This is a genomic window from Pseudomonas sp. 8(2025), from assembly GCF_052665325.1.
Genome location: NZ_JBQOIE010000008.1, coordinates 287005 through 313887, shown reverse-complemented (window position 1 = coordinate 313887; position 26883 = coordinate 287005). Strand labels below are relative to the sequence as shown.

The 26883-nt window shown below is 62.6% G+C and carries 27 protein-coding genes; 10 read left to right on the top strand and 17 right to left on the bottom strand.

Annotation, left to right across the window (positions count from 1 at the left end):
* Positions 1–362 precede the first annotated feature (362 nt).
* A complete protein-coding gene (gene dinB, locus ACUXVH_RS17710) occupies positions 363–1430 on the top strand; it encodes a DNA polymerase IV (RefSeq protein WP_065364471.1) in 1068 nt (355 codons plus the stop codon).
* 63 nt (positions 1431–1493) lie between these two features.
* Here the strand turns inward: dinB and ACUXVH_RS17705 are convergent, their stop codons facing one another.
* The 4 genes from ACUXVH_RS17705 to ACUXVH_RS17690 all read right to left on the bottom strand — a co-directional run bounded on the left by ACUXVH_RS17705 (position 1494) and on the right by ACUXVH_RS17690 (position 6271).
* A complete protein-coding gene (locus ACUXVH_RS17705) occupies positions 1494–2447 on the bottom strand; it encodes a hypothetical protein (RefSeq protein ID WP_065364470.1) in 954 nt (317 codons plus the stop codon).
* Positions 2448–2464: 17 nt separating this feature from the next.
* Complete coding sequence (locus ACUXVH_RS17700; RefSeq protein ID WP_065364469.1) at positions 2465–4180, bottom strand: proline--tRNA ligase; 1716 nt, start codon at positions 4178–4180, stop codon at positions 2465–2467.
* A gap of 129 nt (positions 4181–4309) precedes the next feature.
* Positions 4310–5875, bottom strand: a complete 1566-nt coding sequence (locus ACUXVH_RS17695; RefSeq protein WP_011059601.1) for an AmpG family muropeptide MFS transporter — start codon at positions 5873–5875, stop codon at positions 4310–4312.
* Positions 5876–5917: 42 nt separating this feature from the next.
* On the bottom strand, positions 5918–6271 hold the full coding sequence (locus ACUXVH_RS17690) for an MGMT family protein (RefSeq protein ID WP_015634389.1): 354 nt from the start codon (positions 6269–6271) through the stop codon (positions 5918–5920).
* 161 nt (positions 6272–6432) lie between these two features.
* Here ACUXVH_RS17690 and ACUXVH_RS17685 point away from each other — a divergent pair, with 161 nt between their 5' ends.
* Positions 6433–7440, top strand: coding sequence for a DUF481 domain-containing protein (locus tag ACUXVH_RS17685; RefSeq protein WP_026020131.1), 1008 nt, complete (start codon positions 6433–6435; stop codon positions 7438–7440).
* 104 nt (positions 7441–7544) lie between these two features.
* Here ACUXVH_RS17685 and ACUXVH_RS17680 read toward each other — a convergent pair whose 3' ends face one another.
* On the bottom strand, positions 7545–7754 hold the full coding sequence (locus tag ACUXVH_RS17680; protein WP_002554837.1) for a cold-shock protein: 210 nt from the start codon (positions 7752–7754) through the stop codon (positions 7545–7547).
* A 352-nt stretch (positions 7755–8106) separates the two neighbouring features.
* On the opposite strand from ACUXVH_RS17680, the gene dcd reads away from it, so the two are divergent.
* Both dcd and ACUXVH_RS17670 read left to right on the top strand, forming a co-directional pair.
* On the top strand, positions 8107–8673 hold the full coding sequence (dcd, locus tag ACUXVH_RS17675) for a dCTP deaminase (RefSeq protein WP_011059604.1): 567 nt from the start codon (positions 8107–8109) through the stop codon (positions 8671–8673).
* Positions 8674–8779: 106 nt separating this feature from the next.
* Entirely contained in the window at positions 8780–8992 is a 213-nt protein-coding gene (locus ACUXVH_RS17670) for a hypothetical protein (RefSeq protein ID WP_011059605.1), read from the top strand.
* Positions 8993–9044: 52 nt separating this feature from the next.
* Here the strand turns inward: ACUXVH_RS17670 and ACUXVH_RS17665 are convergent, their stop codons facing one another.
* The 7 genes from ACUXVH_RS17665 to ACUXVH_RS17635 form a co-directional block, all read right to left on the bottom strand.
* Complete coding sequence (locus tag ACUXVH_RS17665) at positions 9045–9809, bottom strand: ABC transporter ATP-binding protein (protein WP_015634391.1); 765 nt, start codon at positions 9807–9809, stop codon at positions 9045–9047.
* A 14-nt stretch (positions 9810–9823) separates the two neighbouring features.
* Positions 9824–10942, bottom strand: coding sequence for a succinylglutamate desuccinylase/aspartoacylase family protein (locus tag ACUXVH_RS17660; protein ID WP_445495540.1), 1119 nt, complete (start codon positions 10940–10942; stop codon positions 9824–9826).
* Between the two features lie 23 nt (positions 10943–10965).
* Positions 10966–11676, bottom strand: a complete 711-nt coding sequence (locus tag ACUXVH_RS17655) for an ABC transporter permease (protein ID WP_445495538.1) — start codon at positions 11674–11676, stop codon at positions 10966–10968.
* Positions 11673–12401: an ABC transporter permease gene (locus ACUXVH_RS17650; protein WP_011059609.1), complete on the bottom strand. Its 729-nt coding sequence runs from the start codon at positions 12399–12401 to the stop codon at positions 11673–11675. The genes ACUXVH_RS17655 and ACUXVH_RS17650 overlap by 4 nt, the downstream gene beginning before the upstream one ends.
* A gap of 56 nt (positions 12402–12457) precedes the next feature.
* Positions 12458–13240 carry a transporter substrate-binding domain-containing protein gene (locus ACUXVH_RS17645; RefSeq protein WP_011059610.1) on the bottom strand — a complete coding sequence of 261 codons (783 nt, stop codon included), beginning with the start codon at positions 13238–13240 and terminating at the stop codon, positions 12458–12460.
* 325 nt (positions 13241–13565) lie between these two features.
* On the bottom strand, positions 13566–15995 hold the full coding sequence (locus tag ACUXVH_RS17640; protein ID WP_445495535.1) for a penicillin acylase family protein: 2430 nt from the start codon (positions 15993–15995) through the stop codon (positions 13566–13568).
* A 233-nt stretch (positions 15996–16228) separates the two neighbouring features.
* Entirely contained in the window at positions 16229–16870 is a 642-nt protein-coding gene (locus ACUXVH_RS17635; RefSeq protein ID WP_015634395.1) for a glutathione binding-like protein, read from the bottom strand.
* 141 nt (positions 16871–17011) lie between these two features.
* On the opposite strand from ACUXVH_RS17635, the gene ACUXVH_RS17630 reads away from it, so the two are divergent.
* On the top strand, positions 17012–17581 hold the full coding sequence (locus tag ACUXVH_RS17630) for a cysteine hydrolase family protein (protein ID WP_445495532.1): 570 nt from the start codon (positions 17012–17014) through the stop codon (positions 17579–17581).
* 38 nt (positions 17582–17619) lie between these two features.
* On the opposite strand, the gene ACUXVH_RS17625 is transcribed toward ACUXVH_RS17630, so the two are convergent.
* From ACUXVH_RS17625 to ACUXVH_RS17610, 4 genes are all read right to left on the bottom strand, one after another.
* A complete protein-coding gene (locus ACUXVH_RS17625) occupies positions 17620–17820 on the bottom strand; it encodes an SEC-C metal-binding domain-containing protein (protein ID WP_007923047.1) in 201 nt (66 codons plus the stop codon).
* A 6-nt stretch (positions 17821–17826) separates the two neighbouring features.
* Complete coding sequence (locus tag ACUXVH_RS17620) at positions 17827–18312, bottom strand: LEA type 2 family protein (protein ID WP_011059614.1); 486 nt, start codon at positions 18310–18312, stop codon at positions 17827–17829.
* A 64-nt stretch (positions 18313–18376) separates the two neighbouring features.
* Positions 18377–18853, bottom strand: a complete 477-nt coding sequence (locus ACUXVH_RS17615; RefSeq protein ID WP_011059615.1) for a YchJ family protein — start codon at positions 18851–18853, stop codon at positions 18377–18379.
* 4 nt (positions 18854–18857) lie between these two features.
* The gene (locus tag ACUXVH_RS17610) at positions 18858–19355 is read right to left on the bottom strand and encodes a DUF6231 family protein (RefSeq protein ID WP_065364464.1); all 498 of its coding nucleotides are present in this window, start codon (positions 19353–19355) and stop codon (positions 18858–18860) included.
* Between the two features lie 190 nt (positions 19356–19545).
* On the opposite strand from ACUXVH_RS17610, the gene ACUXVH_RS17605 reads away from it, so the two are divergent.
* The 3 genes from ACUXVH_RS17605 to ACUXVH_RS17595 all read left to right on the top strand — a co-directional run bounded on the left by ACUXVH_RS17605 (position 19546) and on the right by ACUXVH_RS17595 (position 21513).
* Positions 19546–20235: an OmpA family protein gene (locus ACUXVH_RS17605; RefSeq protein WP_065364463.1), complete on the top strand. Its 690-nt coding sequence runs from the start codon at positions 19546–19548 to the stop codon at positions 20233–20235.
* 248 nt (positions 20236–20483) lie between these two features.
* Positions 20484–20762 carry a DUF1145 domain-containing protein gene (locus ACUXVH_RS17600; RefSeq protein ID WP_011059618.1) on the top strand — a complete coding sequence of 93 codons (279 nt, stop codon included), beginning with the start codon at positions 20484–20486 and terminating at the stop codon, positions 20760–20762.
* Positions 20755–21513, top strand: coding sequence for a hypothetical protein (locus tag ACUXVH_RS17595; RefSeq protein ID WP_026020132.1), 759 nt, complete (start codon positions 20755–20757; stop codon positions 21511–21513). Before ACUXVH_RS17600 ends, ACUXVH_RS17595 begins: the two co-directional genes overlap by 8 nt.
* Positions 21514–21571: 58 nt before the next feature.
* Here the strand turns inward: ACUXVH_RS17595 and ACUXVH_RS17590 are convergent, their stop codons facing one another.
* On the bottom strand, positions 21572–22036 hold the full coding sequence (locus tag ACUXVH_RS17590) for a CopD family protein (protein WP_011059620.1): 465 nt from the start codon (positions 22034–22036) through the stop codon (positions 21572–21574).
* Between the two features lie 99 nt (positions 22037–22135).
* Between ACUXVH_RS17590 and dinG the strand changes: the two genes are divergently transcribed.
* Positions 22136–24280: an ATP-dependent DNA helicase DinG gene (gene dinG / locus ACUXVH_RS17585; protein ID WP_015634399.1), complete on the top strand. Its 2145-nt coding sequence runs from the start codon at positions 22136–22138 to the stop codon at positions 24278–24280.
* A 93-nt stretch (positions 24281–24373) separates the two neighbouring features.
* On the top strand, positions 24374–26761 hold the full coding sequence (locus ACUXVH_RS17580; RefSeq protein ID WP_445495527.1) for a beta-galactosidase: 2388 nt from the start codon (positions 24374–24376) through the stop codon (positions 26759–26761).
* The last annotated feature ends 122 nt before the right edge of the window (positions 26762–26883 follow it).

Genomic DNA, 26883 nt, shown 5'->3' with positions numbered 1-26883 from the left:
AGCCGGATTTGAACCGACGACCTTCGGGTTATGAGCCCGACGAGCTACCAGACTGCTCCATCCCGCGTCTGTGTGGCCGAATTCTACAGAGCTGGCAGATCCTGTCAATCATTAAATTTTGAAAATTGCTTCCGGTTCAATCGCTTAGCTTCCTTGAAGGGGCTTTTCGGAAGGCTCGGGCCTAGCTAGAACGGGGCTTGCAGCTCTATTGAAGGCGTTGTTGTCATTGAGCAAATAAATTCAGCCGGACCTGATGAAGGTCAGCGCGAAGATGCAAGGTACTGGTGCTATATACAGGTGTCGGTAGATACTTGCCTTCTGCTTTCATTGCGACCTGTGCCTTTCATGATCTCTGCCTTTATATGATGCAGCGCAAAATCATCCACATTGACTGCGATTGCTTCTACGCCGCCATCGAAATGCGCGATGCCCCGCACCTGGCCAGCAAGCCGCTGGCGGTGGGCGGGTCTGCGGATCGACGTGGGGTGATTGCTACCTGCAATTATGAGGCGCGGGCCTATGGGGTGCGCTCGGCCATGTCCTCACGGCACGCCCTGACCCTGTGCCCGGACCTGGTGATCGTCAAGCCGCGCATGGAGGCCTATCGGGAAGCTTCCAAAGAGATCCATACGATCTTTCGCGACTACACCGACCTGATCGAACCCCTGTCGCTGGACGAGGCCTACCTGGATGTTTCCGAAAGCCCGAGCTTTGCCGGCAGCGCCACGCGTATCGCCCAGGACATTCGCCGTCGGGTTTCCAATCAGTTGCACATCACCGTGTCGGCCGGGGTGGCGCCGAACAAATTCCTGGCGAAAATCGCCAGTGACTGGAAAAAGCCCAACGGCCTGTTTGTGATCACCCCTGACCAAGTGGAGGATTTCGTCTCCGAGCTGCCAGTAAGCAAGCTGCACGGTGTGGGCAAGGTCACGGCGGACAAGCTGGGGCGCCTGGGCATTGTCGACTGCCTGCAATTGCGGGGCTGGAGCAAGCTGGCGCTGGTGCGCGAGTTCGGCAGTTTTGGCGAGCGCCTGTGGAGCCTGGCCCGGGGCATCGATGAGCGGCCAGTGCAGAACGATAGCCGGCGGCAGTCGATCAGCGTGGAGAATACCTACGACGTGGACCTGCCGGATCTGGACAGTTGCCTGCAGAAGTTGCCGGAACTGATGGAGATCCTGGCGGGGCGCATGGCGCGCATAGACAGCAGCTACCGGCCGGGCAAGCCTTTCGTCAAAGTGAAGTTTCATGATTTTACCCAGACCACCCTGGAACAGGCGGGGGCGGGGCGTGACCTGGAGAGTTATCGGCAATTGCTGACCCAGGCCTTCAAGCGCGGCGGCAAGCCGGTGCGCCTGCTGGGAATTGGCGTGCGTTTGCAGGATATGCGCGGCGGTCATGAACAGCTGGAGCTGTTTCGAGGGGGGGTGTAGGGGCTGGCCGGTTGCGATCCATCCGAGGCATCGCTTTCGCCGGCAAGCCGGCTCCTACGGGGGTCAGTTGCTGCCGGGGTCGGCCACCAGGCGGCCGGCATTCTTGGTCAGGGACTTGAGGAACTCGTTCTGCAGCTCCGGATCGTTGCGGGTCAGCTCGATCAGGCTTTGCTCCAGTTCGCTGGCTTCTTCCTCCAGGCCCAGCTCCGACAGGCGCTTGACCCGGTGCACCCACTGGCTCACCTCATCATCTTCCAGGTCGTCGTAGATCAGTGCATGGGCTTCCTGCAACTTGCTGCGCAGGCCGCTGCTGATGCTCAGGGAGGAGTCCGAATGCACGTCGTCCTGAGCGTCTTCGACACTGATCTGCAGCTTGCCGATGTGATTCAGGTCCTGCTCGGAAAACGGATTGTCCAGCAGGTTCAAGCGCAGCACGCCATTGCGGTCGGTGCTCAGCTCGTAGGTCTGCTTGCCGGCCTTGACCTGCACCGGACGCTCGCTCCATGGCAGGCTCGAATACTCCAGGCGCTTGTCGCGCTGGACTTCATCGATGGCTGCCAGGTTCTGCTGGGCACGGCCATGGGAGGGCATGTTCATGAACGGGTTGAGTCCGGACACGCCGTAGCTGATCCAGTCCTTGGTCACGCTGTCCGGCAGGTTGCCCAGGGCGAACACATTGACCACATTGGCCCCGACGCCCGCCACCAGTGCCACCGCGCCCAGCGGGATCTCGTAGATCTCGCGCCAGGGTTGGTAGGGCGTGTAGCGATCGTAGCGGCGGGTGACCTCGAACTCGGTGACTTCGAAGGTCTTCTGTTCGTGAATGCGCACTCGGCGTTGCGGCAGCTCAAGCACCTTAGGCTCACCGACATCGATCTGCAGGCTGTGATCGAGCAGTTTGCGCTCGACACGTTCCTCGTGTTCGCTGCGTTGCGACATCTGGTTGGCACAGCCGCTGACCAGCAGGGCGCCGCATAAAGCGGCGCCCCCGAGGCTTAAGGTGTTTCGCTTGAACATGACTTCTCTATCTGGTTTCAGCGACGGATACGGGCTTGAAGGAAGGACAGCACGTCGGCCACGGGCAGTGCTTGCGCCTCGGCTTCGGTACGGCTCTTGTATTCCAGGTTGCCTTCGGCGAGGCCGCGGTCGCTGACCACGATCCGGTGAGGAATGCCGATCAGCTCCATGTCCGCGAACTTGATGCCCGGGCTGGTCTTCTTGTCACGATCGTCCAGCAGCACTTCGAAGCCGGCAGCGGTGAGTTCCGCGTAGAGCTTGTCGGTGGCTTCGCGAACCTGCTCGGTTTCGTAGCGCAGTGGCACCAGGGCAATCTGGAACGGCGCCAGGGTGTCGCTCCAGATGATGCCGTTGGCATCGTTGTTCTGCTCGATGGCAGCAGCCACCACGCGGGATACGCCAATGCCGTAGCAACCCATTTCCAGGGTCACCGGCTTGCCGTTCTCGCCCAGCACTTCGCACTTCATCGCCTTGCTGTACTTGTTGCCCAGCTGGAAGATGTGCCCGACTTCGATGCCGCGCTTGATTTCCAGGGTGCCCTTGCCGTCCGGGCTCGGGTCGCCGGCTACCACGTTACGCAGGTCGGCCACGGTCGGAACCGGAAGATCGCGTTCCCAGTTGACGCCGAAGTAGTGCTTGTCGTCGATGTTCGCACCGATACCGAAGTCGCTCATCAGCTCGACCGAGCGGTCGATGATGATCGGCAGCGGCAGGTTCAGCGGGCCGAGGGAACCGGCGCCGGCGCCAATGGCGTCACGCAGTTCGGCATCGGACGCCATGACCAGCGGGCTGGCAACGCCAGGCTGGTTGGCGGCCTTGATTTCGTTGAGTTCGTGGTCGCCACGGATGATCAGGGCAATCAGCTTGCCTGGCTCTTCGGCGTGGACGATCAGGGTCTTGATGGTCTTTTCAATCGGCAGATTGAATTTTTCCACCAGCGCGGCAATGGTCTTGGTTTCTGGCGTATCGACCAGGCGCAGTTCTTCGGCTGGCGCTGGGCGCGAGGTTTCGCGAGGCACGGCCTCGGCTTTCTCGATGTTCGCCGCGTAGTCGGAGCCGTTGCTGAAGACGATATCGTCTTCACCGGATTCGGCCAGCACGTGGAATTCGTGGGAGCCGGCGCCGCCGATGGAGCCGTTGTCCGCTTCAACCGGGCGGAACTTCAGGCCCAGGCGAGTGAAGACATTGCAATAAGCCTGGTGCATGCGGTCGTAGGTGACCTGCAAGGACGCCTGGTCGGCGTGGAAGGAGTAGGCGTCCTTCATGATGAACTCGCGGCCGCGCATCAGACCGAAGCGTGGGCGGATTTCATCGCGGAATTTGGTCTGGATCTGGTACAGGTTCAGCGGCAGCTGCTTGTAGCTGCTCAGCTCGTTGCGAGCCAGATCGGTGATCACTTCTTCGTGGGTCGGGCCGGCGCAGAAATCGCGACCGTGACGGTCTTTGAAGCGCAGCAGCTCCGGGCCGTATTCTTCCCAGCGACCGGATTCCTGCCACAGCTCAGCCGGCTGAGTGCTCGGCATCAACACTTCAAGCGCGCCCGCGGCGTTCATTTCTTCGCGAACGATGGCTTCAACCTTGCGCATCACCCGCAAGCCCATCGGCAGCCAGGTGTACAGGCCGGAAGCCAGTTTACGGATCATGCCGGCGCGCAGCATCAGCTGATGGCTGATCACGACCGCGTCGGAAGGCGTTTCTTTCTGTGTGGCGAGCAAATATTGACTGGTGCGCATGGTAGGCCGTTGTCGGTTGCTGAAGACTGGAAGTGACGGAGCATTGTACGGGCGAGTTCCGCTGGCGTACAGGATTGCGCTCGGAGGGGGCGGGGGCTACTGCGAAAAGTGCGCAACCCCCGGGATTTTCTAGGATTCTTCGCCGACTGCGGTGCTGTTGGCGGAGCTTTCGGGCTCGGGTTTCGGCCCGGCGCGGCGGCTCTCCTGGAACCAGTGAATGGCGATCAGGATCAGTGTCGGCACCCCGAGGATCGCGGTGATGAGAAAGAAGTCGTGATAGCCGAACTTTTCCACCATGACCCCGGAATAGCCGCCGATCAGGCGCGGCAGCAGCAGCATGATGGAACTGAGCAGGGCGTACTGGGTGGCGGAGAACTTGAGGTTGGTCAGGCTCGACAGGTAGGCGACGAAGGCTGAAGTGGCCATGCCTGAACTGAAGTTGTCCAGGGAAATGGTGACGATCAGCATCTTCAGGTTGGGGCCCATGTCGGCAAGCATCAGGAACAGCAGGTTGGTCCCTGCCGATGCGGCGCCGCCGATGAACAGGATCGGCAGGATGCCGAACCGCACGATCAGCAGGCCGCCCATGCCGGCGCCGAGCAGGGTCATGATCAGCCCGAAGATCTTGCTGACCCCGGCGATCTGGTCTTTGGTGAAACCCTGGTCGATGTAGAACACGTTGGCCATGACGCCCATGACCGTGTCCGACATGCGATAGGTGGCAATCAGCCCCAATAGCAGAAAGGCTTGCCAGCGATAGCGCAGGATGAAGTCGTTGACCGGCGTCAGCACCGGCGCCAGGCCCCGGCGGCCCATGGCCGAGAGGCACAGGGTGCTGAGGGTGATGTAGAGGATGGCCCGCAGGAAGGCGCGGTCTTCCAGCAGCAGGTCCAGCAGGCTGACGCCGTCGAAGATCACGCTGGCGAAGTCGGTGTTGTACAGCTGGGTGAAGGTGGCGGGGACGGAAACCAGTAGCACGATCAGCACGAATACCGAGATCAACTGGTGAGCGAAGCTGTAGCGCCCGGCGGACAGTTGGGTGCGCAGCGGCACCGCGGGTTCACGCATCAGCAAGGTGGTGATCAGGGCCGGGATCATCAGGACCCCGAACAGCACGTAGGTGCCGGTCCAGGCCGAGTGCTTGTAGCTGAAACCGGTGGAACCGAAGCCTTCGGCGAAAAACAGTGCGCCGGCAGTGGCCAGCAGCACGGCAACCCGATAGCCGGACATGTAACTGGCGGCAAGGGCGGCCTGGCGGCTGTCGTCGGCGATTTCCAGGCGGTAGGCGTCGATGGCGATGTCCTGGGTGGCCGAGGCGAATGCCACGATCACCGCAATGGCAATCAGCCAGGAAAGGTGCTTTTGCGGGTCGCAGAAGCCCATGCCGATCAGGCCGAGAATCACCAGGGTCTGCGCCAGCACCAGCCAGGAACGACGTCGACCGAGCTTGCCCAGGAGGGGCAGGCGCCATTGGTCGAGCAAGGGCGACCATACCCACTTGAAGGCATAGGCCAGGCCGATCAGGCTGGCGTAACCGATGGTTTCACGGGCCACACCGGCCTCGCGCAACCACACCGAAAGAGTCGAGAACACCAGCATGTAAGGCATGCCGGCGGCGAAACCAAGCAGCAACAGCACGAGCGTCGAGGGGCTGGCATAGGCGGCAAGTGCGGCGCGCCAGGTTTTACGGGGCATGGGCTGAAGTCTGCCTCAGATTACGGAAACAAAGCGCGCACTCTAACCGCTGTGCTCCACCGGGCGCCAGCCATGGCGCTGAATATCCACGCGATTGTTCAGGATAGAGACACCTTCGCCACGCAGTCTGGCCCGCTGCTCGTCGCCCGAGGGACTGCCGGCCGGCAAGCTCAGGCGACCACCGGCGCCGAGCACTCGATGCCAGGGCAGACTGGTGTCGGCGGGCAACTGGCTGAGGGTGCGCCCGACCCAGCGTGCCGCCCGCCCCAGGCCTGCCATCTCCGCCAGTTGGCCATAGCTCACCACCCTGCCTTCGGGGACCTGGGCCAGGGTCAGGTACAGCGCCGTACGTCGGATCTGTGCAGGGCTTTGCGGCTCTTCGCTGTGTTCGGTCACATTCGCGGTTCCAGATAATAGAGGAGGGACGCTGGTCGGCTGTGGTGATCAAAGCCGGATGAGTATTGAACTCACTCTCAATACCCGGGTCAGTCCTGACTAAGGCTTGTTCAGCAGGAATAATGCCGTTTTTTTTCGCAAGATCGAGTCCTCTATTGCTTATGTTGCCTAGAACTTTGCTGTGTTTCGCGGTGCTCAGCGCCTCCATGCCTGTATTGGCCGATACCGTGTGGTTGAAGAACGGTGATCGCCTGAGTGGCAAGATCAAGGTGTTCGACGGCGGCAAGCTGTTGATCCAGACCGACTATGGCGGCGCCATCAATATTGACTGGAAGCAGGTCAAGACTCTGGAGAGCGACCAGGAGCTGCTGGTCAAGCAGGATGCCTACACCGGGGAGAAGGCCAAGTCGCTGCAGGCGGCGGACGAAGGCAAGGTGATCCTGGCCAACGGCGAGGCGCCCAAGACGGTGGAGCTGGCGAGCATCCAGCAGATCATGAAGCCCAAGCCGCTGGTGGAGGACATGGTCTGGAAAGGCAACGTCGATGTGGCCATGGACTACAAGCGCGCCGAAAAGAACACTGATGACTACGACATCGACTTCAAGACCTCGGCGCGTCACGGGGCCTGGCGCCACAATGCCCAGGGCGAATACAACCGTGAGTTCCAGGATCATGTGGTGACCACGGACAACTGGAGCGCCGAGTACGCTCTGGACCGTTTCATCACGGAAAAGTGGTTCTGGGAAGGGCGCCTGACCTACAAGCGGGACAAGGTCGAGGACCTGGCGCGGCAGCGGGTGGTGGGTACCGGCCCCGGCTACCAGTTCTGGGATGATGAGCTGGGCGCGTTCTCCCTGGGCTCGCTGCTCAACCGTACCGATTACGAGTACGCCGATGGCGGCAAGGACAACTTCTATTCCCTGGCGATGAAGTGGGACTACAACCGTTACCTGATCGGCAAGCGGGTGGAGTTCTTCACCAATGGCGAGGTGGGGCGGCCGCTTTCGGGAGTGGCCGACTATGCACTGGATGCCGAGATGGGGCTACGCTACAAGGTCACCGACTGGGCTTCGTTGAACCTCAAGGCGGAAAAAGACCTGATCCGCGGTACCGAAGACAGCGACCTGGACAAGACCCGCTACACCGTGGGCTTTGGCGTGACCTGGTAACCCGGGACGCATGGGCGCCTTTTCAACGAGGGCGCCGACAAAAGTGACGGGCACAAAAAAGCCCCGCTGTTGAGGGCGGGGCTTTTTTACTGGATCAGTACAAGTTAGATAACTTGAACTTCTTCAGCTTGCATGCCTTTCTGACCGCGGGTAGCGATGAAAGAAACCTGTTGGCCTTCTTTCAGGCTTTTGAAGCCGTCGGATTGGATAGCTTTGAAGTGTACGAACAGGTCGTCACCGGATTGTGGAGTGATGAAGCCGAAGCCTTTTTCATCGTTGAACCACTTAACGGTACCGGTTTGGCGATTAGACATGGTGTATCTCCTTGGACAAAGTTAACTGCGACTCAGGAAAAGCCCTGGCCGAGACTGAGTGCAAAGAGCAGGAAAAATTCTTGGAGATGGTTGGATCGAAATTCAACATCGTGTAGAGATTCTCAGTGACACAAGCAGCACAGTGGCGCCACCTTAACCCTTTTTCCTGAACGTGCCAATGGTCAGTGCGAAGGTTTCTCGGTTTTCGTGACTGACGGCGGGGCGCTCGTCGCCCAGCCCTTGAAAATCGTGGCGTGAGGCGAGAAAAACGTCCCAGACTTTGAACCCGACCTCGCGCCCCGGTAAGATGCCAGACCGTTTTTTTTCACCTCGCTATTTCAGGACACCCGCCATGAGCATCAAATCGGACAAGTGGATTCGCCGCATGGCGCAAGAGCACGGCATGATCGAGCCCTTCGTAGAGCGCCAGATGCGTGGCGAAGGCCAGGATCGGCTGATCTCCTTCGGGGTGTCGAGCTACGGCTACGACGTGCGTTGCGCCGACGAATTCAAGGTGTTCACCAACATCAATTCGGCCACTGTCGATCCGAAGAACTTCGATGAAAAGAGCTTCGTCGACATCAAGAGCGACGTCTGCATCATTCCGCCGAACTCCTTTGCCCTGGCACGCACCGTCGAGTACTTCCGCATTCCGCGCAACGTGCTGACCATCTGCCTGGGCAAGAGCACCTATGCCCGTTGCGGCATCATCGTCAACGTGACCCCGCTGGAACCCGAGTGGGAAGGCCACGTGACCCTGGAGTTCTCCAACACCACCACCTTGCCGGCGAAGATCTACGCCAACGAAGGCGTGGCGCAGATGCTGTTCCTGGAGTCGGACGAAGAGTGCGAAGTGTCCTACAAGGACCGTGGCGGCAAATACCAGGGCCAGCGCGGCGTGACCCTGCCACGCACCTGAGTTCGTCTGTCTGACGAATAGCGGGAATTCCTGAGCCGGCAGGCACTCTATTGGAGGTACTGCCGGTACGCGCAAGGCGTACCCGGCACAGCTCAGGAGTGCCCTCATGAAGATAGATCCGCGAATCAGTGCCACCTTGGCCAGGCTGGAACCCAATCAGGTTGGCGTACTGGCCTGGACCCTGCTGGCGCATCCTCCCGTCAGCATGGCCGGTGGCATTCCCGGCCAGCCGGATCCCGATTCCCCGCAACCCCTTGAACCCACCGAGCCGGGCGAACCGACCCTGCCCGACGAGCCGCCTCCCGCGCCTGTCGCCTGAAGCCCGTACCGCGCCCGCCCGGCCCAGAGCCTGAACGGGCGCGGTACCGCTGTTACTTCAGGTTGCCGCTGAGAAACTGCTGCAAGCGCTCGCTTTTCGGGTTGCCCAGCACGTCCTCCGGAGCCCCTTCTTCTTCCACCAGGCCCTTGTGCAGGAACAGCACCTGGCTGGACACCTTGCGCGCAAAACTCATCTCGTGGGTGACCATGATCATGGTCCGGCCCTCTTCGGCCAGGCCCTGGATCACCTTGAGCACCTCGCCTACCAGCTCCGGGTCCAGGGCCGAGGTGGGTTCGTCGAACAGCATGACCTCCGGCTCCATGGCCAGGGCCCGGGCGATGGCCACCCGTTGCTGCTGGCCGCCGGAGAGAAACGCCGGGTACTGGCTGGCCACTCGTGCCGGCAGGCCGACCTTGTCCAGGTAACGCCGGGCGCGTTCCTCGGCCTCCCTGGTGCTGACCCCCAGCACCCGGCGCGGGGCCATGGTGATGTTTTCCAGCACGGTCATGTGGCTCCACAGGTTGAAGTGCTGGAACACCATTGCCAGGCGGGTGCGAATCCGCTGCAGCTCGGCCGGGTCGGCCACGTGCATGCCGTGGCGGTCGCTGACCATGCGGATCTGCTGGCCATCCAGGCTCATGGCGCCGTCATCCGGGGTTTCGAGAAAGTTGATGCAGCGCAGGAAGGTGCTCTTGCCCGAGCCGCTGGCGCCGATCAGGCTGATCACGTCGCCGGTCCTGGCCTTGAGGGAAACACCTTTGAGCACTTCATTGTCGCCATAGCATTTATGCAGGCCTTCAACGGTCAATTTGTACATGGGGGCGTGCATCCTCAAGGCGAAAGTAGGTAACCGCTGCGATAGGCCTCGCGACCGGCGACATGGGCGATCACCATGCCTGCGGTGGCCATGCGTCGCAGCGAGCGGGCGTACATGAGCCCGGCGTTGTTGCAATGGATGGGGGTGACCCGGTCGTGGATCGGGTCGATGATTTCGGCCACCAGTTGCCCGGCTTCCAGGTATTCCCCCGGCAGCGCGTTGAACACCAGCAGCCCGCCTACCGGGGTCGCCACCGGTTCGACACCGGCCAGGGGCGTGGCCGGGAAGGGCAGCTCGGGCAGTGGCGGCGCTTCACCGTCGATGGCCCCAAGCCGGGTCAGGTAGTCGATCAGGGCCTGGCAGTCGAGGCTGGCCAGGCCGTGGTTGACGTCGCCCTGGCCGCGCAGCTCGACGGTCACCGCAAAGCTGCCTGTCGGGATGGCGAAGCGCTCGCCGAAGCGCTGTTGAAGTTGCCACCACAGCAGGCTGAAGCATTCGTCGAACGACCAGGCCGCGGAGTCGGTGGCCAGCAGGCAGGCTTCGGCGCCCAGGTAGCGAGCCAGCGGCTCCACCCGGGGCCAGGCTTCGGGGGTGGTGTAGAGATGCGCCACAGCCTCGAAGTCGCAATGCAGGTCCAGCACCATGTCGGCATCGCAGGCCAGCCGTTGCAGGGTCAACTGCAGGGACTGCAGTTGGGTTTGCGGCCGCTGGCGCGCCAGGGCATCGATCAGGTGACGGCGGATCAGTTCAAGGTTGTGTTCAGGGTCGGCATTGAGCAGCCCTTCGATGGCATCGCCGACTTGTTCGCCCAGGTCGGCGAAGCCGCGGTTGAAGTTCTGCCCGCTTTCAAGATGGTAGCGGCCCAGGGGCACATCCATCAGCACCTGTTCCAGGCCCACCGGATTGGCCACCGGCACCAGGACGATTTCCTGGCGCAGGCGCCCGGTGGCTTCCAGCTCGGCCAGGTGTTGCTTGAGGTGCCAGGCCACCAGCATGCCGGGCAACTCGTCGGCGTGCAGGGAGGACTGGATATAGACCTTGCCGGCGGCCTGGGGCGGGCCGAAGTGAAAGCTGTGGACCTGGCGCGCGGTGCCCGGCAGCGGGGCGAGCAGGTCGTGGATTTCGTGGCGCATTGACGGTTTTCCTGCAGCAAGTCCTAGTGGGTCGGCCCGAGGAAGGCCAGCCAGCGGCGTTCGGCGAGGCGGAACAGGCCCACCAGGGCGAAGGTCACGCACAGGTAGATGATGGCGGCGATGCCGAACGACTGAAATGTCAGGAAGGTCGCCGAGTTGGCGTCGCGGGCGATTTTCAGAATGTCGGGAATGGTCGCGGTGAAGGCCACGGTGGTGGAGTGCAGCATCAGGATCACTTCGTTGCTGTAGTAGGGCAACGAGCGGCGCAGGGCCGAGGGCATGATCACGTAGGCGTACAGCTTCCAGCCGCTGAGGCCATAGGCCTTGGCCGCTTCGACTTCGCCGTGGGCCATGCTGCGGATCGCCCCGGCGAAGATCTCCGTGGTGTAGGCGCAGGTGTTCATGGCGAAGGCAAGGATGGTGCAGTTCATTGCATCGCGAAAGAACGCATCCAGGACTGGCTGTGCGCGAATCGCGGCGATGCTGTAGATCCCGGTGTAGCAGATCAGCAACTGGATATAGAGCGGTGTGCCACGAAACAGGTAGGTGTAGAACTGCACCGGCCAGCGGATGTAGCGCTTGGGCGAGACCCGGGCGATGGACAGCGGGATCGACACCAAAAAGCCGATGCAGATCGAGGCACTGAGCAGCCACATGGTCATGGCCAGGCCGGTCACGTGGTAGCCATCGCTATAAAGGAAGGGACGCCAGTATTCCTGCAGGAGTTCGATCATCGCACGGCCTCCCGGGCGCCGGCGGCGTAACGCCGTTCAAGCCTGCGCAGGACAAAGTTGGAGGCACTGGTGATCAACAGGTAGATCAGCGCCGCCAGAACCAGGAAGTAGAAGAGTTGGTAGGTGCTCTTGCCGGCGTCCTGCGCAGCCTTGACCAGGTCGGCCAGGCCAATGATCGATACCAGGGCCGTGGCCTTGAGCATCACCATCCAGTTGTTGCCGATGCCTGGCAGGGCAAAGCGCATCATTTGCGGAAAGACCACGAAGCGAAAGCGCTGGCCGCGTTTCAGGCCATAGGCGGTGGCCGCTTCCACCTGGCCCCGGGGCACGGCAAGGATCGCCCCGCGAAAGGTTTCGGTGAAGTAGGCGCCATAGATGAAACCCAGAGTGATCACCCCGGCGCTGAAGGGATTGATCTCGATGTAGTCCCACTCCATGAAATCGGTAAAGGAGGTCAACCAGGTTTGCAGGCTGTAGAAAATCAGCAGCATCAGGACCAGGTCCGGCACGCCGCGGATCAGGGTGGTGTAGAGCTGTGCCGGAACCCGCAGCAGGGCAACGCTGGACAATTTGGCGCTGGCGCCGATCAGCCCCAGTAAAACGCTGACCAGCAGCGACAACACCGACAACTTGATGGTCATCCAGGTACCTTCCAGCAGCAGAGGGCCGAAACCCTTCAGGCTGAGCGCGGAAAGCCCCAGGTTTTTTAGAAGTTCTTCGAGCATCGATCTGTGACCCGTAGCGATAAAAAAGGCGCCCATCGAGGATGGGCGCCGACAGGTTATTTACCGCTGTAGAGGTTCAGGTCACCGAAGTGTTTTTTCTGGATGGTGGCGTAGGTGCCATCATCGTGTAACGCTTTGATACCTTTATCCAGAAGCGCTTTCAGCTCTTTGTTACCTTTCGAGATACCCACCGCGGTCTTGGCCGGCAGCAGCGGGTCGTCCACCGGCTTGCTGATCTCATAGTCAGCGCCTTGCGGTGACTTGAGGAAGCCCAGTTCGGCCTGCAGCATGTCCTGGATCGAGGCATCGAGGCGCCCGGAAGTCAGGTCCGCATAGACCTGGTCCTGGTTCTGATAGGCCTGGGTCTTGACCCCGGCCTTGTCCAGCACGGCCTTGGCGTAGGCTTCCTGGATGGTGCCCTGCTCGTAGCCGACGGTCTTGCCCTTGAGCGAGGCGGTGTCTTCGCTCAGTCCCGAGCCTTTCTTGAACACGAATGCGGTGGGGCCGGAAAACAGTTCGTTGGAGAAGTCGATGACTTTCTCGCGAGCCGGGGTGACGGTCATGGACGAGATCACACCGTCGAATTTATTGGCCTTGAGGCCTGGAATCATGCCGTCGAAGTCACTTTCGACCCACTTGCACTTGACCTTCAGCTCGGCACAGATGGCATTGCCCAGGTCGATGTCGAAACCCACCAGGCTGCCGTCGGCGGCCTTGGATTCGAAGGGGGCGTAGGAAGGGTCGACGCCGAAGCGCAGTTCCTTGTATTCCTTGGCCAGCGCGGAGCCGGCGGCCATGCAGAGAGCCAATGCAGAAAGGGTCAGCAATGCTTTTTTCATTATTCAATCCCTAAGAACCAATATGAGCGCTTGTGGCGCATGAGTACTGTTACTGGACCGCATAAGACTTAATGAAAGTAGCAATTTCCGAACCAGAGTCCCGAACAGGTGTTTTAAAAGCGCTGGAAAGCAGCGACACGAGGGAACCCGTGCGCCGAGATGGGGCGTGTTTTTTGGCAGGCGCCAATAAGGTGCGAAGGGGTGGGCAATCTACGATGGGCGAACTGACAGGGCTGTCAGTGCCAAGCGCGGTTGAGGGCGCCGGTGAGCTGTTCGTTTTGGAGCAGGCCCGCTTGCACAGGACGTGCAAGCGGGTGGGGGAAGGTTACTTGCCTGGAACCAGGGTCAGGCGGGTCTTGCCGTAGCTGCGCTCGAAGTTCTGCGGTTGCATCGGCAGGCTCAGGTACTGGGCCTTGAGCCAGCCGTCGATGCCGTTGGCATAGTTGGGGCTCACCGGGTTGCTGGACTGGCCGCTGCTGTTGAGGCCCATCAAGGGTTCGCTGAGGCCGAAATCCACGATCAAGCGCAGGGCCGGTGTATCGGTGATGGCAAAATCCTGCCCCCAACGGTACGCGGCGCTGTTGATGGTGTTGTGGTCGCCCCCGGCCTGAAGCGGGCCACGGATCTGCCGGCCATTGGCGTTGGTCCACTGATAGCTGTGCAGCTTGCCCCATTGCCAGGCCTTGCGGTCGGCGCCCAGCAGTTGCTCGCCGGAGCTGATGGCGGCTGCCAGGCTGCGGGCGAGGATGGCTGGCTTGTCTTCCTTTTGCGCGGTGCGCGAATCGTCCCAGAACGGGCTATCTTCCTGGCCCAACAGGTGGTCGGCCTGGGCCGAGTAGGAAAGGTTGCCGTTGGCGACGAAGGCTTGCCAGGCGTCACTGGACTCGGGGCCGAGCTTGTCGAGGAAGATCTGCTTGGCGCTCTCCTGCAGGAACAATTCGTACAACGCCGCGTCGGCCGAGCCGGCGCTGACCTTGCCGTCGAACGCCAGCAAGCGGCTATAGGCTTCCCTGGCCTTGGCGCGTTCGGTATCGGGCAAGGCCTCGATGGCCTGCTTCAGCGGCTGGGCCATGCCCGGAGCTTCGAACATCTTTTTCAGTTTGGCGGCGAACAGGGTGCTTTGGTCGTACTGCAGGGCGATCAGGCTGCGGTTGTCCTGCTTGCCGCTGGAGGCCAGACCGGCCATGCGCTCGGCCCGTTCCGGGGCGTGCCAGGAATTGGACAGCTGCATGCCGTAGCCCCGCGAGATCACTCGCTGGTTGGCGGTGGCGATCCAGCCCTGGGGCGGGTCCTGGTCGTAGGGGTGGAGCATCGGGTCGGCGTAGCCGTCCCAGTCGTAACGGCCATCCCAACCCGGTGAGGGCAGCAGGCCTTCGCCTTCGCGGCGGTTGGGGAAGCGCCCGGTGACCTGCCAGCCGATGTTGCTGGCGTCGGCAAACACCATGTTCAGGGCGATGGCGCGGATTTCCCGACTGGCATCCGAGGCCTTCTCGACATTCTGCGCCCGGGACAGGTCGAAGAAGGCGTCCAGGGTCTTGTCGTCCTTGAGCTCCGGCGTCTGCAGGGCCAGGCCGAAACCGTTACCGAGCGCTGCCCCCAGGGCGCTGTTGAGCAGCGGGCCATGGCGGGTTTCGTACACGGCTTCGCGAATCGGCCGCTGGCCTTTGACGAAGTAGGTTTCGTTGCGCACGGTCACCGGCTGCCATTTGCCGTTGTTCTGGTAGTACAGGGCGTTGCCCTGGCGCTTGAGCTTTTCCAGGAACAGGTCCTGGTTGTCTCCCTCCACCGAGCTCATGCTCCAGGCCACCTTGCCGTTGAAGCCCTGGAGAATCGCCGGCAGGCCAGCGATGGACGCGCCAGCGGCCTGGTATTTAGGCGCGCGGATCTGGGTGTAGTACCAGGCTTGCAGGTGGCTGTCGGCGGCCAGCAGGCTGCGGTCGGTGCGGCTGCGCTGTGGGGCGATGGCCAGGTTGCTGCCGCCGCGGGTGCCCAGGCTGTTGAGCTGGGCCAGACGGTTGATGGCGCGGCTGACTTCGTTCAGGCCCGGCACAGTGAGATTCAGGCCCTTGAGCTTGTCCGCTTCGGCCAGGGGCAGGGGTTCATCGGGATAGCTCGGAGTCAGCCACGGCAGTTTGTCGCTGCCGACTTTCTGCGCCAGCACCAGGGCGTTGATCTCTTCTTGCAGGTTGGCGGACTGGCCGAAGTTCAGCAGGCAGAAGATCAGCGCCGAATCCTCGGCTTTCCAGTATTCGGGGGTGTAGCCCTGGGCTGCCAGGTCCGGCGGCAGCTTGTCGCGATAGCGGAACAGGTAGGCGTTGACGCCCCGGGCATAGACCTCGAAGAAGCGCTTGATCCGTGGCGACGAAGCCTTGTACAGCTCATCGGCGCTTTTCTTCAGGTTGATCGCGCGCATCAGGCGGTCCACTTCCAGTGCGTCGGCACCGGACATTTCGGCCAGGCGGCCCTGTGCCAGCAGGCGCAGGGTCACCATCTGGCCAATGCGGTCGCTGGCGTGCACATAACCCAGGGTGAACAGGGCGTCATGGAAGCTGCTGCTTTCGATCAGCGGTACGCCGACCGCGTTGCGCCGCACGGAAACGTTCTGTGCCAGGCCCTTGAGCGGTTGCACGCCAGAGGTGGGGGGCAGGGTGTCTTGAGTGTTCCAGGACTGGCAACCGGCCAGGCTCAGAGCACTGGCCACTGCCGCGGCAACGCCGAACCGGGGAAGAAAATGTGAGAAGGCTGGCGAGGCCATGGCAAAGCTCCTGCGGGGGGTAGCGTCGATAAAGGCGCTACGTTAGTGAGCAGGCGAGTGCCGCGCAAGCGGGGGCAGGAGGTATTTCTCGACGACGCTGCAAATAGCGATCGCCGGCGCGTCGGCGCCTGGCAAAACCCGTAGGAGCCGGCTTGCCGGCGAAGAGGCCTTCTGGCCTTGGCTGGCCCTTGCGGGCACCGTGACTGGCAAGCCAGCTCCTGCAGGCACAAGGTTCAGGAGGCGGGATTGACCTGCTCTACCAGGGCATAGGCCCGCTCGGTAGCCGGCCGGGCCTGGATGCTGTTGAACCAGCGCTGCAGATGCGGGAAGTCCTCGAGTTTCTGGCTCTGCTTCTTGTAGGAAGCGATCCAGGGATAGATCGCCATGTCGGCAATGCTGTAGTCGCTGCCGGCGACGAACTTGCGGTCCGCCAGGCGCCGATCGAGCACGCCGTACAGGCGCGCGGTTTCATCCACATAACGTTTGATGGCGTAGGGGATCTTTTCCGGGGCGAACTGGCTGAAGTGATGATTCTGCCCAGCCATCGGTCCCAGCCCGCCCATCTGCCAGAACAGCCATTGCAGGGCTTCCTGGCGCCCGCGCAGGTCCTGGGGCAGGAACTGGCCGGTCTTTTCCGCGAGGTACAACAGGATCGCCCCGGACTCGAACAGCGACAGTGGCTGGCCGCCATCGGCGGGTTGGTGGTCAACGATCGCCGGAATGCGGTTGTTGGGCGCGATCTTCAGGAATTCGGGCTTGAATTGCTCACCCAGGCCGATGTTCACCGGGTACAGGGTGTAGGGCAGGCCGGCTTCTTCCAGGAACAGGGAGATCTTGTGGCCGTTGGGGGTGGTCCAGTAATACAGGTCGATCATGGAACGCTCCAATTGGGATGTATCTGTGCTTAAGGACAGCAAACTCCGGCATTAGGTCGTCCTGTCTGCATTCGATGGCTTGCCTGAACAGCTAAGTGATGCTCAAGTGCGGCAAATTCAATGACCTCCACAGAGAAAAACATGCCCCTTCCGGCCGGCACCGCACTGATGCTCATCGACCAGCAGCAAGGCATCCTCCAGCCTCGGCTTGGCCCGCGCAACAACCCCGAGGCGCAGGTGCGGATGCTCGAACTGCTGGCCCACTGGCGCGCCCGCGGCTGGCCGGTGATCCATGTGCAACACCTGTCGCGTTCGCCGGATTCGGTGTTCTGGCCCGGGCAGTCGGGGGTGGAGTTTCAAACGTGCTTTGAGCCCCGGGACGGGGAATGGCGGGTTCAGAAGCAGGTGCCGGATGCGTTTTGCGCCAATTCGCTGGAAGCGGATTTGCGGCGCGAGGGGATTGCCGGGTTGGTGATTGTCGGTGTTGCCACCAACAACTCTGTGGAGTCGACGGCGCGTACGGCTGGCAACCTGGGCTTTGCCGTGTGGGTGGTGGCCGACGCCTGCTACACCTTCGACAAGCCCGACTTCAACGGTCGGGCCCGTAGTGCCGAAGAGGTGCATGCCATGTCGCTGGCCAATCTGGATGGCGAGTACGCCACCTTCCTGGACCTGGCGCAGTTGCTGGCCCAGGAGGCCGGGGGCAGCTGAAGGCGCAAGTGCTAAGGCAGGCCCCGCCCGCGCTCAAGTCAGGCGCCGTGGCACTTCTTGAATTTCTTGCTGCTGCCGCATGGGCAAGGGTCGTTGCGGCCAACGTCTTTCAGTGCGTTGCGTACCGGCTCCTGGTGAGCGTGGTTGCAGTGCGGGCCGTGAACATGGCCATGGTCGTGATCGTGATGGTCATGATCGTGGTTGCAGTCAGGGCCATGGACATGAGGTTGCTGGGTCATTGCGGGTTACTCCGGGATAAAATCGCCGGGAATTATCACGCCATTGCGCTTCAGGTGCACGTCCTGGCCGATGAATAATCCGATTTCCAGTTCCCCTTCGAGGCGGTAGGGGATAGGTCGCTCGGGCTTGCGCAGCAATTTCACCACATCGCGGATCTGCGGCCACAGGTTGGTCCGCACCGGCACCTTGAAGAAGCGGCTGCTGTGGGGCGTGACGGTGAACCAGTGTTCGTGCTCGCCTTCGCTGAGCAGGAAGCGCTCCAGGTAGACCTTGTAGGTCAGGCGACGCACGGTCAGGTCGCTGTCGTTGGGGTTATCCACCCGCAGGTGCAGGGTGAAGCGTTGTTCCAGCAGGTTGGCCTTGACCACCTCGACCTTGACCAGATGCACCGTCGGGTCGACGGACTCATCGCTGAACCAGGAGGCACAACCCGTCAGGCTCAGCGCGCCGAGCAGGCACAAGGTTCGTAACGCACGCAGCTCACCGATCATTGCAAGACTCCCTCTGGATGCCGGTGCCCATCCTGGGCCCGGGTTGGTAGCGGCCGGTCGCGGCTCAGCGGCTGAAATAGCTGGCGCAGCACTTCTTGAACTTGTGCCCGCTGCCACAGGGGCAGGCGTCGTTGCGGCCGGATTTGAGGGGAACCGTGGGGTCGATGAAATACCAGCGCCCCTGGTTCTGCACGAAGGATGAGCGTTCGCGGTGGCTATGCTCGCCCTGGCTGTCGTGCCAGCGGGCAGTAAAGGTGACAAAGGCATGCTCGGGCTGGCCGCCGAAGACTTCCGAGCTTTCGACCTGCAACCCCAGCCAGGTGCTTTGGGCGCTCCAGTCGCTGATGGACTGGCGATCCAGGCCCGCCTGTTGCGCCGGCAGGGTGGTGGCCAGCAGGTAATCCACCTGCCCCAGCACATAGGCGCTGTAGCGCGAACGCATCAGGGCTTCCGCGCAGGGCGCCGGATGACCGGCATGGTAGTGGCCGCAGCAGGCATCCAGCAGGTTGCCGCTGCCGCAGGGACAAATCGAGGCACTCATTGTGTTACCACCAATACTTTCCAAAGTTTTCCGGGTTTGCCCAGAAGCGTGAATTGAGCCAATCGGGCACTTGCTTGTATTCAAGCAGATCGTAGGTGAACAGGGTCAGGACCTGTTCATCGCGCTGAAAGCGTTCGCTGGCCTGCAACGCCAGGGAATAGAAGTCGGTTTCCTGCCAGCCGCAGGCCTGCAGATCGGCCAGTACGGCGATCCGGCTGGCATTGAGGTTGCGGATTCCTCCCAGCAGGTTCAGGCCGTCGCGCTTGGGCAAGTGCTCCAGGCAATCCACGGCCAGGGCCAGGTCGAAGCGCCGCGCTGCCAGTTCCACAGGCAGAGGGCCGGGTGCCGCCTGGGCCACTTGGGTCGTGGGGTGGGCCTCCTTGAAGGCAGCCAGGGCGGGGAAGTCGCTGGCACCGATCAGCAGCAGCTGTTGTGGTGCGTAGCGATCCAGCAAAGCCGCCAGGGCCTGCTGCGGGGTACGGTCGGAAATGCCGGCGCTCATCTTAGCTCCTTGGTCAGAACGCTAAAGACTAGCGTGCCGGCATCTGCGGGCCTAGAGCGGTTCACCACTAAATCGGCGAACCTCCCGTGTTTACGGGGCGAAACCGGTGATAGCCGGGTGCTGGCGCAGATGAAATGCGCGGTCTTTACTCCGTGAATCGGCCTTGAGCCGATCCCTCAGGAGAAATCAGATGAGCATCATTCGGACGGCAGTACCCCTGGTTCTGTTAACCAGTGTGTTGACTGGTTGTGCAGGTTTGCAGAAAACCGACTGGCCGATCTGCGCCGCGGTAGGTGGCGTCACGGGCGCGGCGCTGGGCGCCACCGAAAGCTCCTCGTGGGCGGGCGGCGGCGCACTGTTGGTCGGCGGCCTGGCGGGTGCGTACTGCTGGGTAAAAGGTGATGGCGACGAGGACGGCGATGGCGTGCCGGACAGCCGCGACAAGTGCCCCCACACTCCCAGAGGCGTCCAGGTCGATGCCAACGGCTGCCCACCACCGCCACCGGTGGTAGAAGAGGTGGTAGTGGTCAAGGAAGAAACCATTGTCATTCGTGATGTGCACTTCCATTTCGACTCGGCCAAGCTGACCGATGCCGACAAAACTAAGCTCAACACCATCGTCACCCGACTCAAACAGGAGGCGTCGAGTGCCCAACTGCGAGTGACCGGCCATACCGACAGCGTCGGCAGCGATGCCTACAACCAGAAACTCTCGGACAAGCGCGCCCACTCGGTCGTGGAGTACCTGATCAGCAACGGCATTCCCCGCAGCAGCTTCGTCTCGGTAACCGGCGCCGGTGAAAGCAAGCCAGTGGCGGATAACAAGACCGCCGAAGGCCGGGCGATGAACCGTCGTACGGAAATCCAGATCAACCGCTGAAACCCCAGGGCCGTGCGGCGACTAGCCGCACGTGGCCGCCTCTGCTCCTGTGCCAGGACCATGCTGATGGCGCAGGAGCCTTTGATCCCGGTGTCTTCTCGGCGATGGGCTCAGCCTGTCTGTAACGGGCGATCCTCGTCGATCCGGTGGCTAAACAGCCACTTCGTGAAGAATTTTCATTCCCCTCTGGCTTACCCCCGGGATAAGTCGTTACTGTGCGCGCAAAGAATAATTCACGAGGGGAGCGTATGAAGGTTTTATGGGGGCTGGGGAAGTTTCTGACCTTGGTTTTCTGGTTGGTGGTGTTGATCAACCTGGCCAGGCCGTTGATCAACCCGCTGCATCTTCTAGTGAATCTGGCGGGCAGCCTGTTGCTGCTGACCCATTTGCTGGAACTGCTGCTGTTCAACGGCAGCCTCAAGGATCGGCCACATCCCTGGCGTGACCGGCTGTACATCCTGCTGGTGGGGATCTTCCACCTGCAGACTCTTCCTGCTCCTGTCGTTGTCGAGGCCGACCATGCGTAAGCTCTGCCTGCTGGCTCTTTTCTGCAGCCCCCTGGCCATGGCCCAGGTGGTCAAGGTCGAAACCAACTCCCTGATGCGTCTGCCCAATACCGCCAGCACTCTGCAACTGGAGCGGCTGGAAGTGGCGGACTATGGCACCTTGCTGATCCCGGCCAATGTCACCGAGCTCAAGGTGGACGAACTGCGGCTGGGGCATGAGGCGCGGATCGCCATCGTCCCTACCGAACAGAGCCTGCACTTGACTGTCCGCCGTGCGGAGCTGGAAGCGGGTAGCCAGATCACTTCCCGAGGCGCGCCGGGTACCTACCTGAAGGCCGCCAAGCCGGGGCGCAACCTGAACCTGCGCATCGAGTCGTTGCAGGCCGAGACTCTGTCCGTGGACGCCCGGGGCGGTGCCGGTGCGCCGGGTTATGTCGGTCTGGATGGCGCCAATGGCCAGGAACCGGGCTGCACCTGGGGCAGCGCGGGGCGTGGGGCTGACGGTGACAATGGCGGCGATGGCCGTCCTGGTGCGGCAGGCGCCCAGGTCCGGGTGGAACTGCCGCGAGACTTCCCCAGCGAGCAGATCAAGGTCTGGGTCGATGGTGGCGCAGGCGGGCTGGCCGGTGCCGGTGGCAAGCCGGGTGCGGGCGGCAAGTCCAAGGGCTGCCTGGTGTACCGCACCGACGGTGGCAAGAGCGGACGGCCCGGCGCCCAGGGTCAGCCCGGCCCGGCCGGCGAGCCTGGCGCGCTGACGGTGCAGCGCCTGTAACGTAACGTTTGCGTTGAACCTTGCCCGGCCGCCCGCTTCTGTAGCGGGCGGCCTGTTTTCAGAAGGTCGGCCGGGCCGCCGCCAGGGCGACCAGCACCAGGCCGATGATCAGGTTGCTGCCCACCAACCGGCGAATCTTGCCCAGCGCCGCGGCACCAGCGGGCCAATCCTCGGCCGCTACTGCCTTGCGCAGCTCCGGCAACTGCAGGGACTGGATGCGGATGAACAGGGCGGTCATTACCAGGTACAGGCCCATCATGATCTGCACATACTTGGGCGCGGTTTCAAAGCCGCTGAAGCGCAAATGCAGCAGGCCGATACCGCTGATCGGCAACAGCACCACGGCGATCCACACCCAGACGAAAAAACGCGGAAACACTTGCGCCCACAACTTCAGCCGCGCCGGCCCCTCCAGGGCCACCATGGCCGCCGGGCGCAGGACCATCCAGGCGAAGAACATGCCGCCGACCCAGACCAGGGCGGCCAGGACATGCAGGGTGTAGGCAAGGGCGAAAGGGGTCATTCGGGTACTCCGTTCTGCGCGGGATGAATTAGCGGGGTATGATAGCGGCCGATTCGAACCACTGAAAATTTATCCAGCGTTTTGTGCGCCCGAAAAACCATGATCAGCAACGAACTCAAAACCACGATCCAGGGCGCCTACTCGCGTTTTCTCGAAGCCAAGAGCCTCAAGCCGCGTTACGGCCAGCGCCTGATGATCGCCGAAGTGGCCAAGGTCCTGGGTGATATCGACACCGACGACGAAGGCCGGCGCAGTGGCGACCCGGCGGTGGTCGCCGTGGAAGCCGGCACCGGTACCGGCAAGACCGTGGCCTACAGCCTGGCGGCAATTCCCACGGCCAAGGCCGCCGGCAAGCGCCTGGTGATCGCTACCGCCACCGTCGCCCTGCAGGAGCAGATCGTCTACAAGGACCTGCCCGACCTGATGCGCAACAGCGGGCTGAACTTCAGCTTCTCCCTGGCCAAGGGCCGCGGTCGCTACATGTGCCTGTCCAAGCTCGACATGCTGCTCCAGGAAGGCCACGCCCAGACCGCCACGGCCCAGCTGTTCGAGGAAGAAGGCTTCAAGATCGAAGTGGATGAAGCCAGCCAGAAGCTGTTCACCAGCATGATCGAAAAACTCGCCGGCAATAAATGGGACGGCGACCGCGACAGCTGGCCCACGGCCCTGGAAGACGCCGACTGGGCGCGCCTGACCACCGACCACAGCCAGTGCACCAACCGCCATTGCCCGAACTTCGGCCAGTGCGCCTTCTACAAGGCTCGTGAAGGCATGGGCAAGGTCGATGTGATTGTCACCAACCACGACATGGTCCTGGCCGACCTGGCACTGGGCGGCGGCGCCGTGCTGCCGGACCCGCGCGACACCCTCTATGTGTTCGACGAAGGTCACCACCTGCCGGACAAGGCCATTGGCCACTTCGCCCATTACACCCGCCTGCGCTCCACTGCCGACTGGCTGGAGCAGACCGCCAAGAACCTCACCAAGCTGCTGGCCCAGCATCCGTTGCCGGGTGATCTGGGGCGCCTGATCGAGCAGGTGCCGGAGCTGGCGCGGGAGATCAAGACCCAGCAGCAGTTCATGTTCACCGCCTGCGAGCAGATCGCCGATTTCCGCACCGGCGAAGACATGGAAGGCCGCGAGCGGCCACGCCACCGTTTTGTCGGCGGGCTGATCCCCGAGCATATGCGCGAGATGGGCCTGGAGCTGAAAAAGGGCTTTTCCCGTCTCACCGACCTGTTCACCCGCCTGACCGAGTTGCTCAAGGAAGGCATGGATGGCGAGGTCAACATCGGTATCGCCAGCAACCAGGCCGAAGAGTGGTACCCGCTGTTCGGCAGCCTGCTGGCCCGTGCCTCGGGCAACTGGGAACTGTGGACCGCCTTCACCATCGAGGACCCGGAAGACAATCCGCCCATGGCCCGTTGGCTGACCCTGGCCGAAAGCGGCTCGCTGTTCGACATCGAGGTCAACGCCAGCCCGATCCTCGCTGCGGAAATGCTCCGGCGCAATCTGTGGAACGTGGCCTACGGTGCCCTGGTTACGTCGGCGACCCTGACTGCCCTGGGCACTTTCGACCGTTTCCGCATGCGTGCCGGCCTGCCGAAAAAGGCCGTGACCGCCGTGGTGCCGAGCCCTTTCCACCATGCCGATGCCGGGGTGCTGCGGGTACCCGACCTGCGGGCCGACCCGCGGGACGCGCCGGCGCATACCGCGGCGATCATCCGCGACCTGCCGGAACTGGTGGAGGGCTCGCGGGGCACCCTGGTGCTGTTCTCCTCGCGCAAGCAGATGCAGGACGTGTTCGACGGCCTGGACCGGGACTGGCGCAAGCAGGTGTTCATCCAGGGCAACCTGTCCAAGCAGGAAACCCTGAACAAGCACAAGGCGCGGGTCGACGGTGGCGATTCCAGCGTGCTGTTCGGCCTGGCGAGTTTCGCCGAAGGGGTGGACTTGCCCGGGGCCTACTGCGAACACGTGGTGATCGCCAAGATCCCGTTCTCGGTGCCGGATGACCCGGTGGAGGCGGCGCTGGCGGAGTGGATCGAAGCCCGTGGTGGCAACCCGTTCATGGAAATCTCGGTACCGGATGCATCCCTCAAGCTGGTCCAGGCCTGCGGTCGCCTGCTGCGCACCGAACAGGACCGCGGCACCATCACTCTGCTGGACCGCCGTCTGGTCACCCAGCGCTATGGCAAGGCTATCCTCAATGCCTTGCCGCCGTTTCGCCGAGAAATATCTTAAGCACGGCCCGCATATTTGCGTGCCGTGCTGTCTATTTCATGTCACCGCTTCAGCACCGGCCGTTCATCGGTCTTTAGGGAGAGCCAGGTTCATATGATTCGCCGTTCGTTGCCCGCTGTATTTGCCCTGTTGTTTGCCGCGCCCGTCTGGGCGGCCCCTGCCGGACAACAGACGCTGTTCAACTTTGTCCGACCTGCTGCTGTGGTGCAGGTGGCGACACAGGATGCCAGCCTGCCGCAATCCAACGCAGAGCAAACGGCCGAAGGCGAAGTGCTGCGGCGCATCATCTTCAACCCCACGAGCCGGCCGAGCCTGAGCCTGGCGCCCCAGAGCGGGGCCTGGGACTGGTCGCAGTCGGGAATGATGAGCCTGCGTATCCAGAGCGCGATGAACTGGGCCCTGACCCTCTACGTGACCATCCAGAGCAATGACGGCAAGACCCTGGTCAGCCGCGTCGACCTGCCGGCCGGCCCGGCGCAGACCCTGCTGGTGCCGCTGGTGGCCAGCAGTCCGCTGAGCCAGGGCATGAAGGCCGCGCCACCGATGCCGATGACCCTGGACGGCCAGCGCATCCTGCTGGCCAGCAGTGAAGGGCAACTGGACCGCAGCCAGGTGGTGTCGGTGACCTTGTCCATGGACAACCCCAAGGCGGCCCAGAGCATTCTGCTGGAGCGTTTCGGCGTGCAGGACGGCGAGGGGGTGATCAAGGCGGTCTACGGTTCCCTGGTGGATGCCTACGGTCAATCGACCCGGGCCCGCTGGCCGGAAAAGATCACCAGTGACGATCAGCTCAAGGCGGCCGACGCCAAGGAGCAACAACAGCTCCAGGGCTGGCTGGAGGAGCGCGAGAAGGCTTCGCTGGACAGCTACGGTGGCTGGAACAAGGGGCCGAGCTTCAAGGCCAGCGGTTTCTTTCGCACGGAAAAACGAGATGGCCGCTGGTTCCTCGTGACCCCGCAGGGGCATCCGTTCTATTCCCTGGGGGTCAATACTGTGGCGCCCGACAACAACCAGACCTATGTCGCGGGCCGGGAATGGATGTTCGGTGCCTTGCCCAAGGACGACGAACCCCTGGCGGCGTATTACGGTGAAGGCGACAACCGTGGCGGCAATGGCGCCGACCAGGGCCGTGGCTATGGTTCAGGGCGCTGGTATGACTTCTATCAGGCCAACCTGCAACGGACCTACGGCAAGCCCTGCACCGTGGACAGTGCCACTGCGCAGCAGGCGCCGGCCGACACCTCGCCGGCGCCCCAGGCAACTCCTTGCGTGGCACCGGCCTTCGACCAGAAACGCTGGGTTGGCCACACCCTGGACCGCTTGCAGGCCTGGGGCTTCAATACCATCGGCAACTGGAGCGCTCCGGCCCTGGGGCTGGCCGACCGGGTGCCTTACACCTTGCCGCTGTCGATCGTGGGTGATTACGCCAGCATCAGCACCGGCAGTGACTGGTGGGGCGGCATGCCGGATCCTTTCGACCCGCGCTTTGCCATGGCCACCGAACGTGCCGTGGCCATTGCCGCCCGCGACCATCGGGACGACCCCTGGCTGATCGGCTACTTTGCCGACAACGAATTGGCCTGGGCCGGCCCCGGCGACGATGCCAAATCCCGCTATGCCCTGGCCTACGGCACCCTGCGCCTGACCACCGACGTACCGGCCAAGCGCGCGTTTCTCAAGCAACTGCGGGACAAGTACCGCAACCAGGCCGGGCTGTCGAAAGCCTGGGGCATCGACCTGCCGGCCTGGGAGTTGATGGAAGACCCGGGGTTCGTGCCGCCGTTGCCGAGCCCGGAGCACCCGGAGATCGAGGCCGACTTCAAGTATTTCCAGAAGGTCTTCGCCGATACCTACTTCAAGACCATCTCCGACTCGCTGAAATGGCACGCCCCCAACCACCTGCTGCTGGGCGGGCGGTTTGCCGTGAGCAACCCTGAGGCCGTGGCTTCCTGCGCCCAGTACTGCGATGTCTTGAGCTTCAACATGTACACCCTCAAGCCCCAGGACGGTCAAGACTTTGCCTACCTGCGCAGCCTCGACAAGCCGGTACTGGTGACCGAGTTCAACTTCGGTTCCCGGGATCGCGGTCCGTTCTGGGGCGGTGTGACCGAGCTGGCCCGGGAAGAGGACCGTGGCCCGGCCTATGCCAACTTCCTCAAGCAGGCGGTCAGCGAGCCGTCGATTGTCGGCGTGCACTGGTTCCAGTACCTGGACCAGCCGGTGACCGGGCGCTTGCTGGACGGTGAAAACGGCCATTTCGGCCTGGTGGGCATCACCGATGTGCCGTTCCAGGGCTTTGTCGACAGCGTGCGCAAGAGCAACCTGCAGGCCATTGATCAGTTGGGCAAGGCCGCGGAGCAGGCTCGGGTCGAGGCGGAGCAGGCCGTGGCTGGTGAGCATCGGGGCGATGGTGCTGACAAAGGCCGCGCCGGCAAGGGCCCGGGCGGGCACGCCGGAGGCCATGCCGGCAACGGTCATTGACGTTCACAAGGCCTGAGCGGCTTTCCGGGAAACCCCGGGCAGCCCTCTGAAACGAGGGTTTGCCGGTGATAGCCGGCAGCTCGCCGGCTGTTCCCAAATGCCTTCGGGGCTGGAACAATGCG

What these genes read in the sequence shown, in the direction of transcription:
- dinB (WP_065364471.1), top strand. Translation starts at nt 363, where the DNA reads ATGATGCAGCGCAAAATCATCCACATTGACTGCGATTGCTTCTACGCC.
- ACUXVH_RS17705 (WP_065364470.1), bottom strand. Translation starts at nt 2,447, where the DNA reads ATGTTCAAGCGAAACACCTTAAGCCTCGGGGGCGCCGCTTTATGCGGC.
- ACUXVH_RS17700 (WP_065364469.1), bottom strand. Translation starts at nt 4,180, where the DNA reads ATGCGCACCAGTCAATATTTGCTCGCCACACAGAAAGAAACGCCTTCC.
- ACUXVH_RS17695 (WP_011059601.1), bottom strand. Translation starts at nt 5,875, where the DNA reads ATGCCCCGTAAAACCTGGCGCGCCGCACTTGCCGCCTATGCCAGCCCC.
- ACUXVH_RS17685 (WP_026020131.1), top strand. Translation starts at nt 6,433, where the DNA reads ATGTTGCCTAGAACTTTGCTGTGTTTCGCGGTGCTCAGCGCCTCCATG.
- ACUXVH_RS17680 (WP_002554837.1), bottom strand. Translation starts at nt 7,754, where the DNA reads ATGTCTAATCGCCAAACCGGTACCGTTAAGTGGTTCAACGATGAAAAA.
- dcd (WP_011059604.1), top strand. Translation starts at nt 8,107, where the DNA reads ATGAGCATCAAATCGGACAAGTGGATTCGCCGCATGGCGCAAGAGCAC.
- ACUXVH_RS17670 (WP_011059605.1), top strand. Translation starts at nt 8,780, where the DNA reads ATGAAGATAGATCCGCGAATCAGTGCCACCTTGGCCAGGCTGGAACCC.
- ACUXVH_RS17665 (WP_015634391.1), bottom strand. Translation starts at nt 9,809, where the DNA reads ATGTACAAATTGACCGTTGAAGGCCTGCATAAATGCTATGGCGACAAT.
- ACUXVH_RS17660 (WP_445495540.1), bottom strand. Translation starts at nt 10,942, where the DNA reads ATGCGCCACGAAATCCACGACCTGCTCGCCCCGCTGCCGGGCACCGCG.
- ACUXVH_RS17655 (WP_445495538.1), bottom strand. Translation starts at nt 11,676, where the DNA reads ATGATCGAACTCCTGCAGGAATACTGGCGTCCCTTCCTTTATAGCGAT.
- ACUXVH_RS17650 (WP_011059609.1), bottom strand. Translation starts at nt 12,401, where the DNA reads ATGCTCGAAGAACTTCTAAAAAACCTGGGGCTTTCCGCGCTCAGCCTG.
- ACUXVH_RS17645 (WP_011059610.1), bottom strand. Translation starts at nt 13,240, where the DNA reads ATGAAAAAAGCATTGCTGACCCTTTCTGCATTGGCTCTCTGCATGGCC.
- ACUXVH_RS17640 (WP_445495535.1), bottom strand. Translation starts at nt 15,995, where the DNA reads ATGGCCTCGCCAGCCTTCTCACATTTTCTTCCCCGGTTCGGCGTTGCC.
- ACUXVH_RS17635 (WP_015634395.1), bottom strand. Translation starts at nt 16,870, where the DNA reads ATGATCGACCTGTATTACTGGACCACCCCCAACGGCCACAAGATCTCC.
- ACUXVH_RS17630 (WP_445495532.1), top strand. Translation starts at nt 17,012, where the DNA reads ATGCCCCTTCCGGCCGGCACCGCACTGATGCTCATCGACCAGCAGCAA.
- ACUXVH_RS17625 (WP_007923047.1), bottom strand. Translation starts at nt 17,820, where the DNA reads ATGACCCAGCAACCTCATGTCCATGGCCCTGACTGCAACCACGATCAT.
- ACUXVH_RS17620 (WP_011059614.1), bottom strand. Translation starts at nt 18,312, where the DNA reads ATGATCGGTGAGCTGCGTGCGTTACGAACCTTGTGCCTGCTCGGCGCG.
- ACUXVH_RS17615 (WP_011059615.1), bottom strand. Translation starts at nt 18,853, where the DNA reads ATGAGTGCCTCGATTTGTCCCTGCGGCAGCGGCAACCTGCTGGATGCC.
- ACUXVH_RS17610 (WP_065364464.1), bottom strand. Translation starts at nt 19,355, where the DNA reads ATGAGCGCCGGCATTTCCGACCGTACCCCGCAGCAGGCCCTGGCGGCT.
- ACUXVH_RS17605 (WP_065364463.1), top strand. Translation starts at nt 19,546, where the DNA reads ATGAGCATCATTCGGACGGCAGTACCCCTGGTTCTGTTAACCAGTGTG.
- ACUXVH_RS17600 (WP_011059618.1), top strand. Translation starts at nt 20,484, where the DNA reads ATGAAGGTTTTATGGGGGCTGGGGAAGTTTCTGACCTTGGTTTTCTGG.
- ACUXVH_RS17595 (WP_026020132.1), top strand. Translation starts at nt 20,755, where the DNA reads ATGCGTAAGCTCTGCCTGCTGGCTCTTTTCTGCAGCCCCCTGGCCATG.
- ACUXVH_RS17590 (WP_011059620.1), bottom strand. Translation starts at nt 22,036, where the DNA reads ATGACCCCTTTCGCCCTTGCCTACACCCTGCATGTCCTGGCCGCCCTG.
- dinG (WP_015634399.1), top strand. Translation starts at nt 22,136, where the DNA reads ATGATCAGCAACGAACTCAAAACCACGATCCAGGGCGCCTACTCGCGT.
- ACUXVH_RS17580 (WP_445495527.1), top strand. Translation starts at nt 24,374, where the DNA reads ATGATTCGCCGTTCGTTGCCCGCTGTATTTGCCCTGTTGTTTGCCGCG.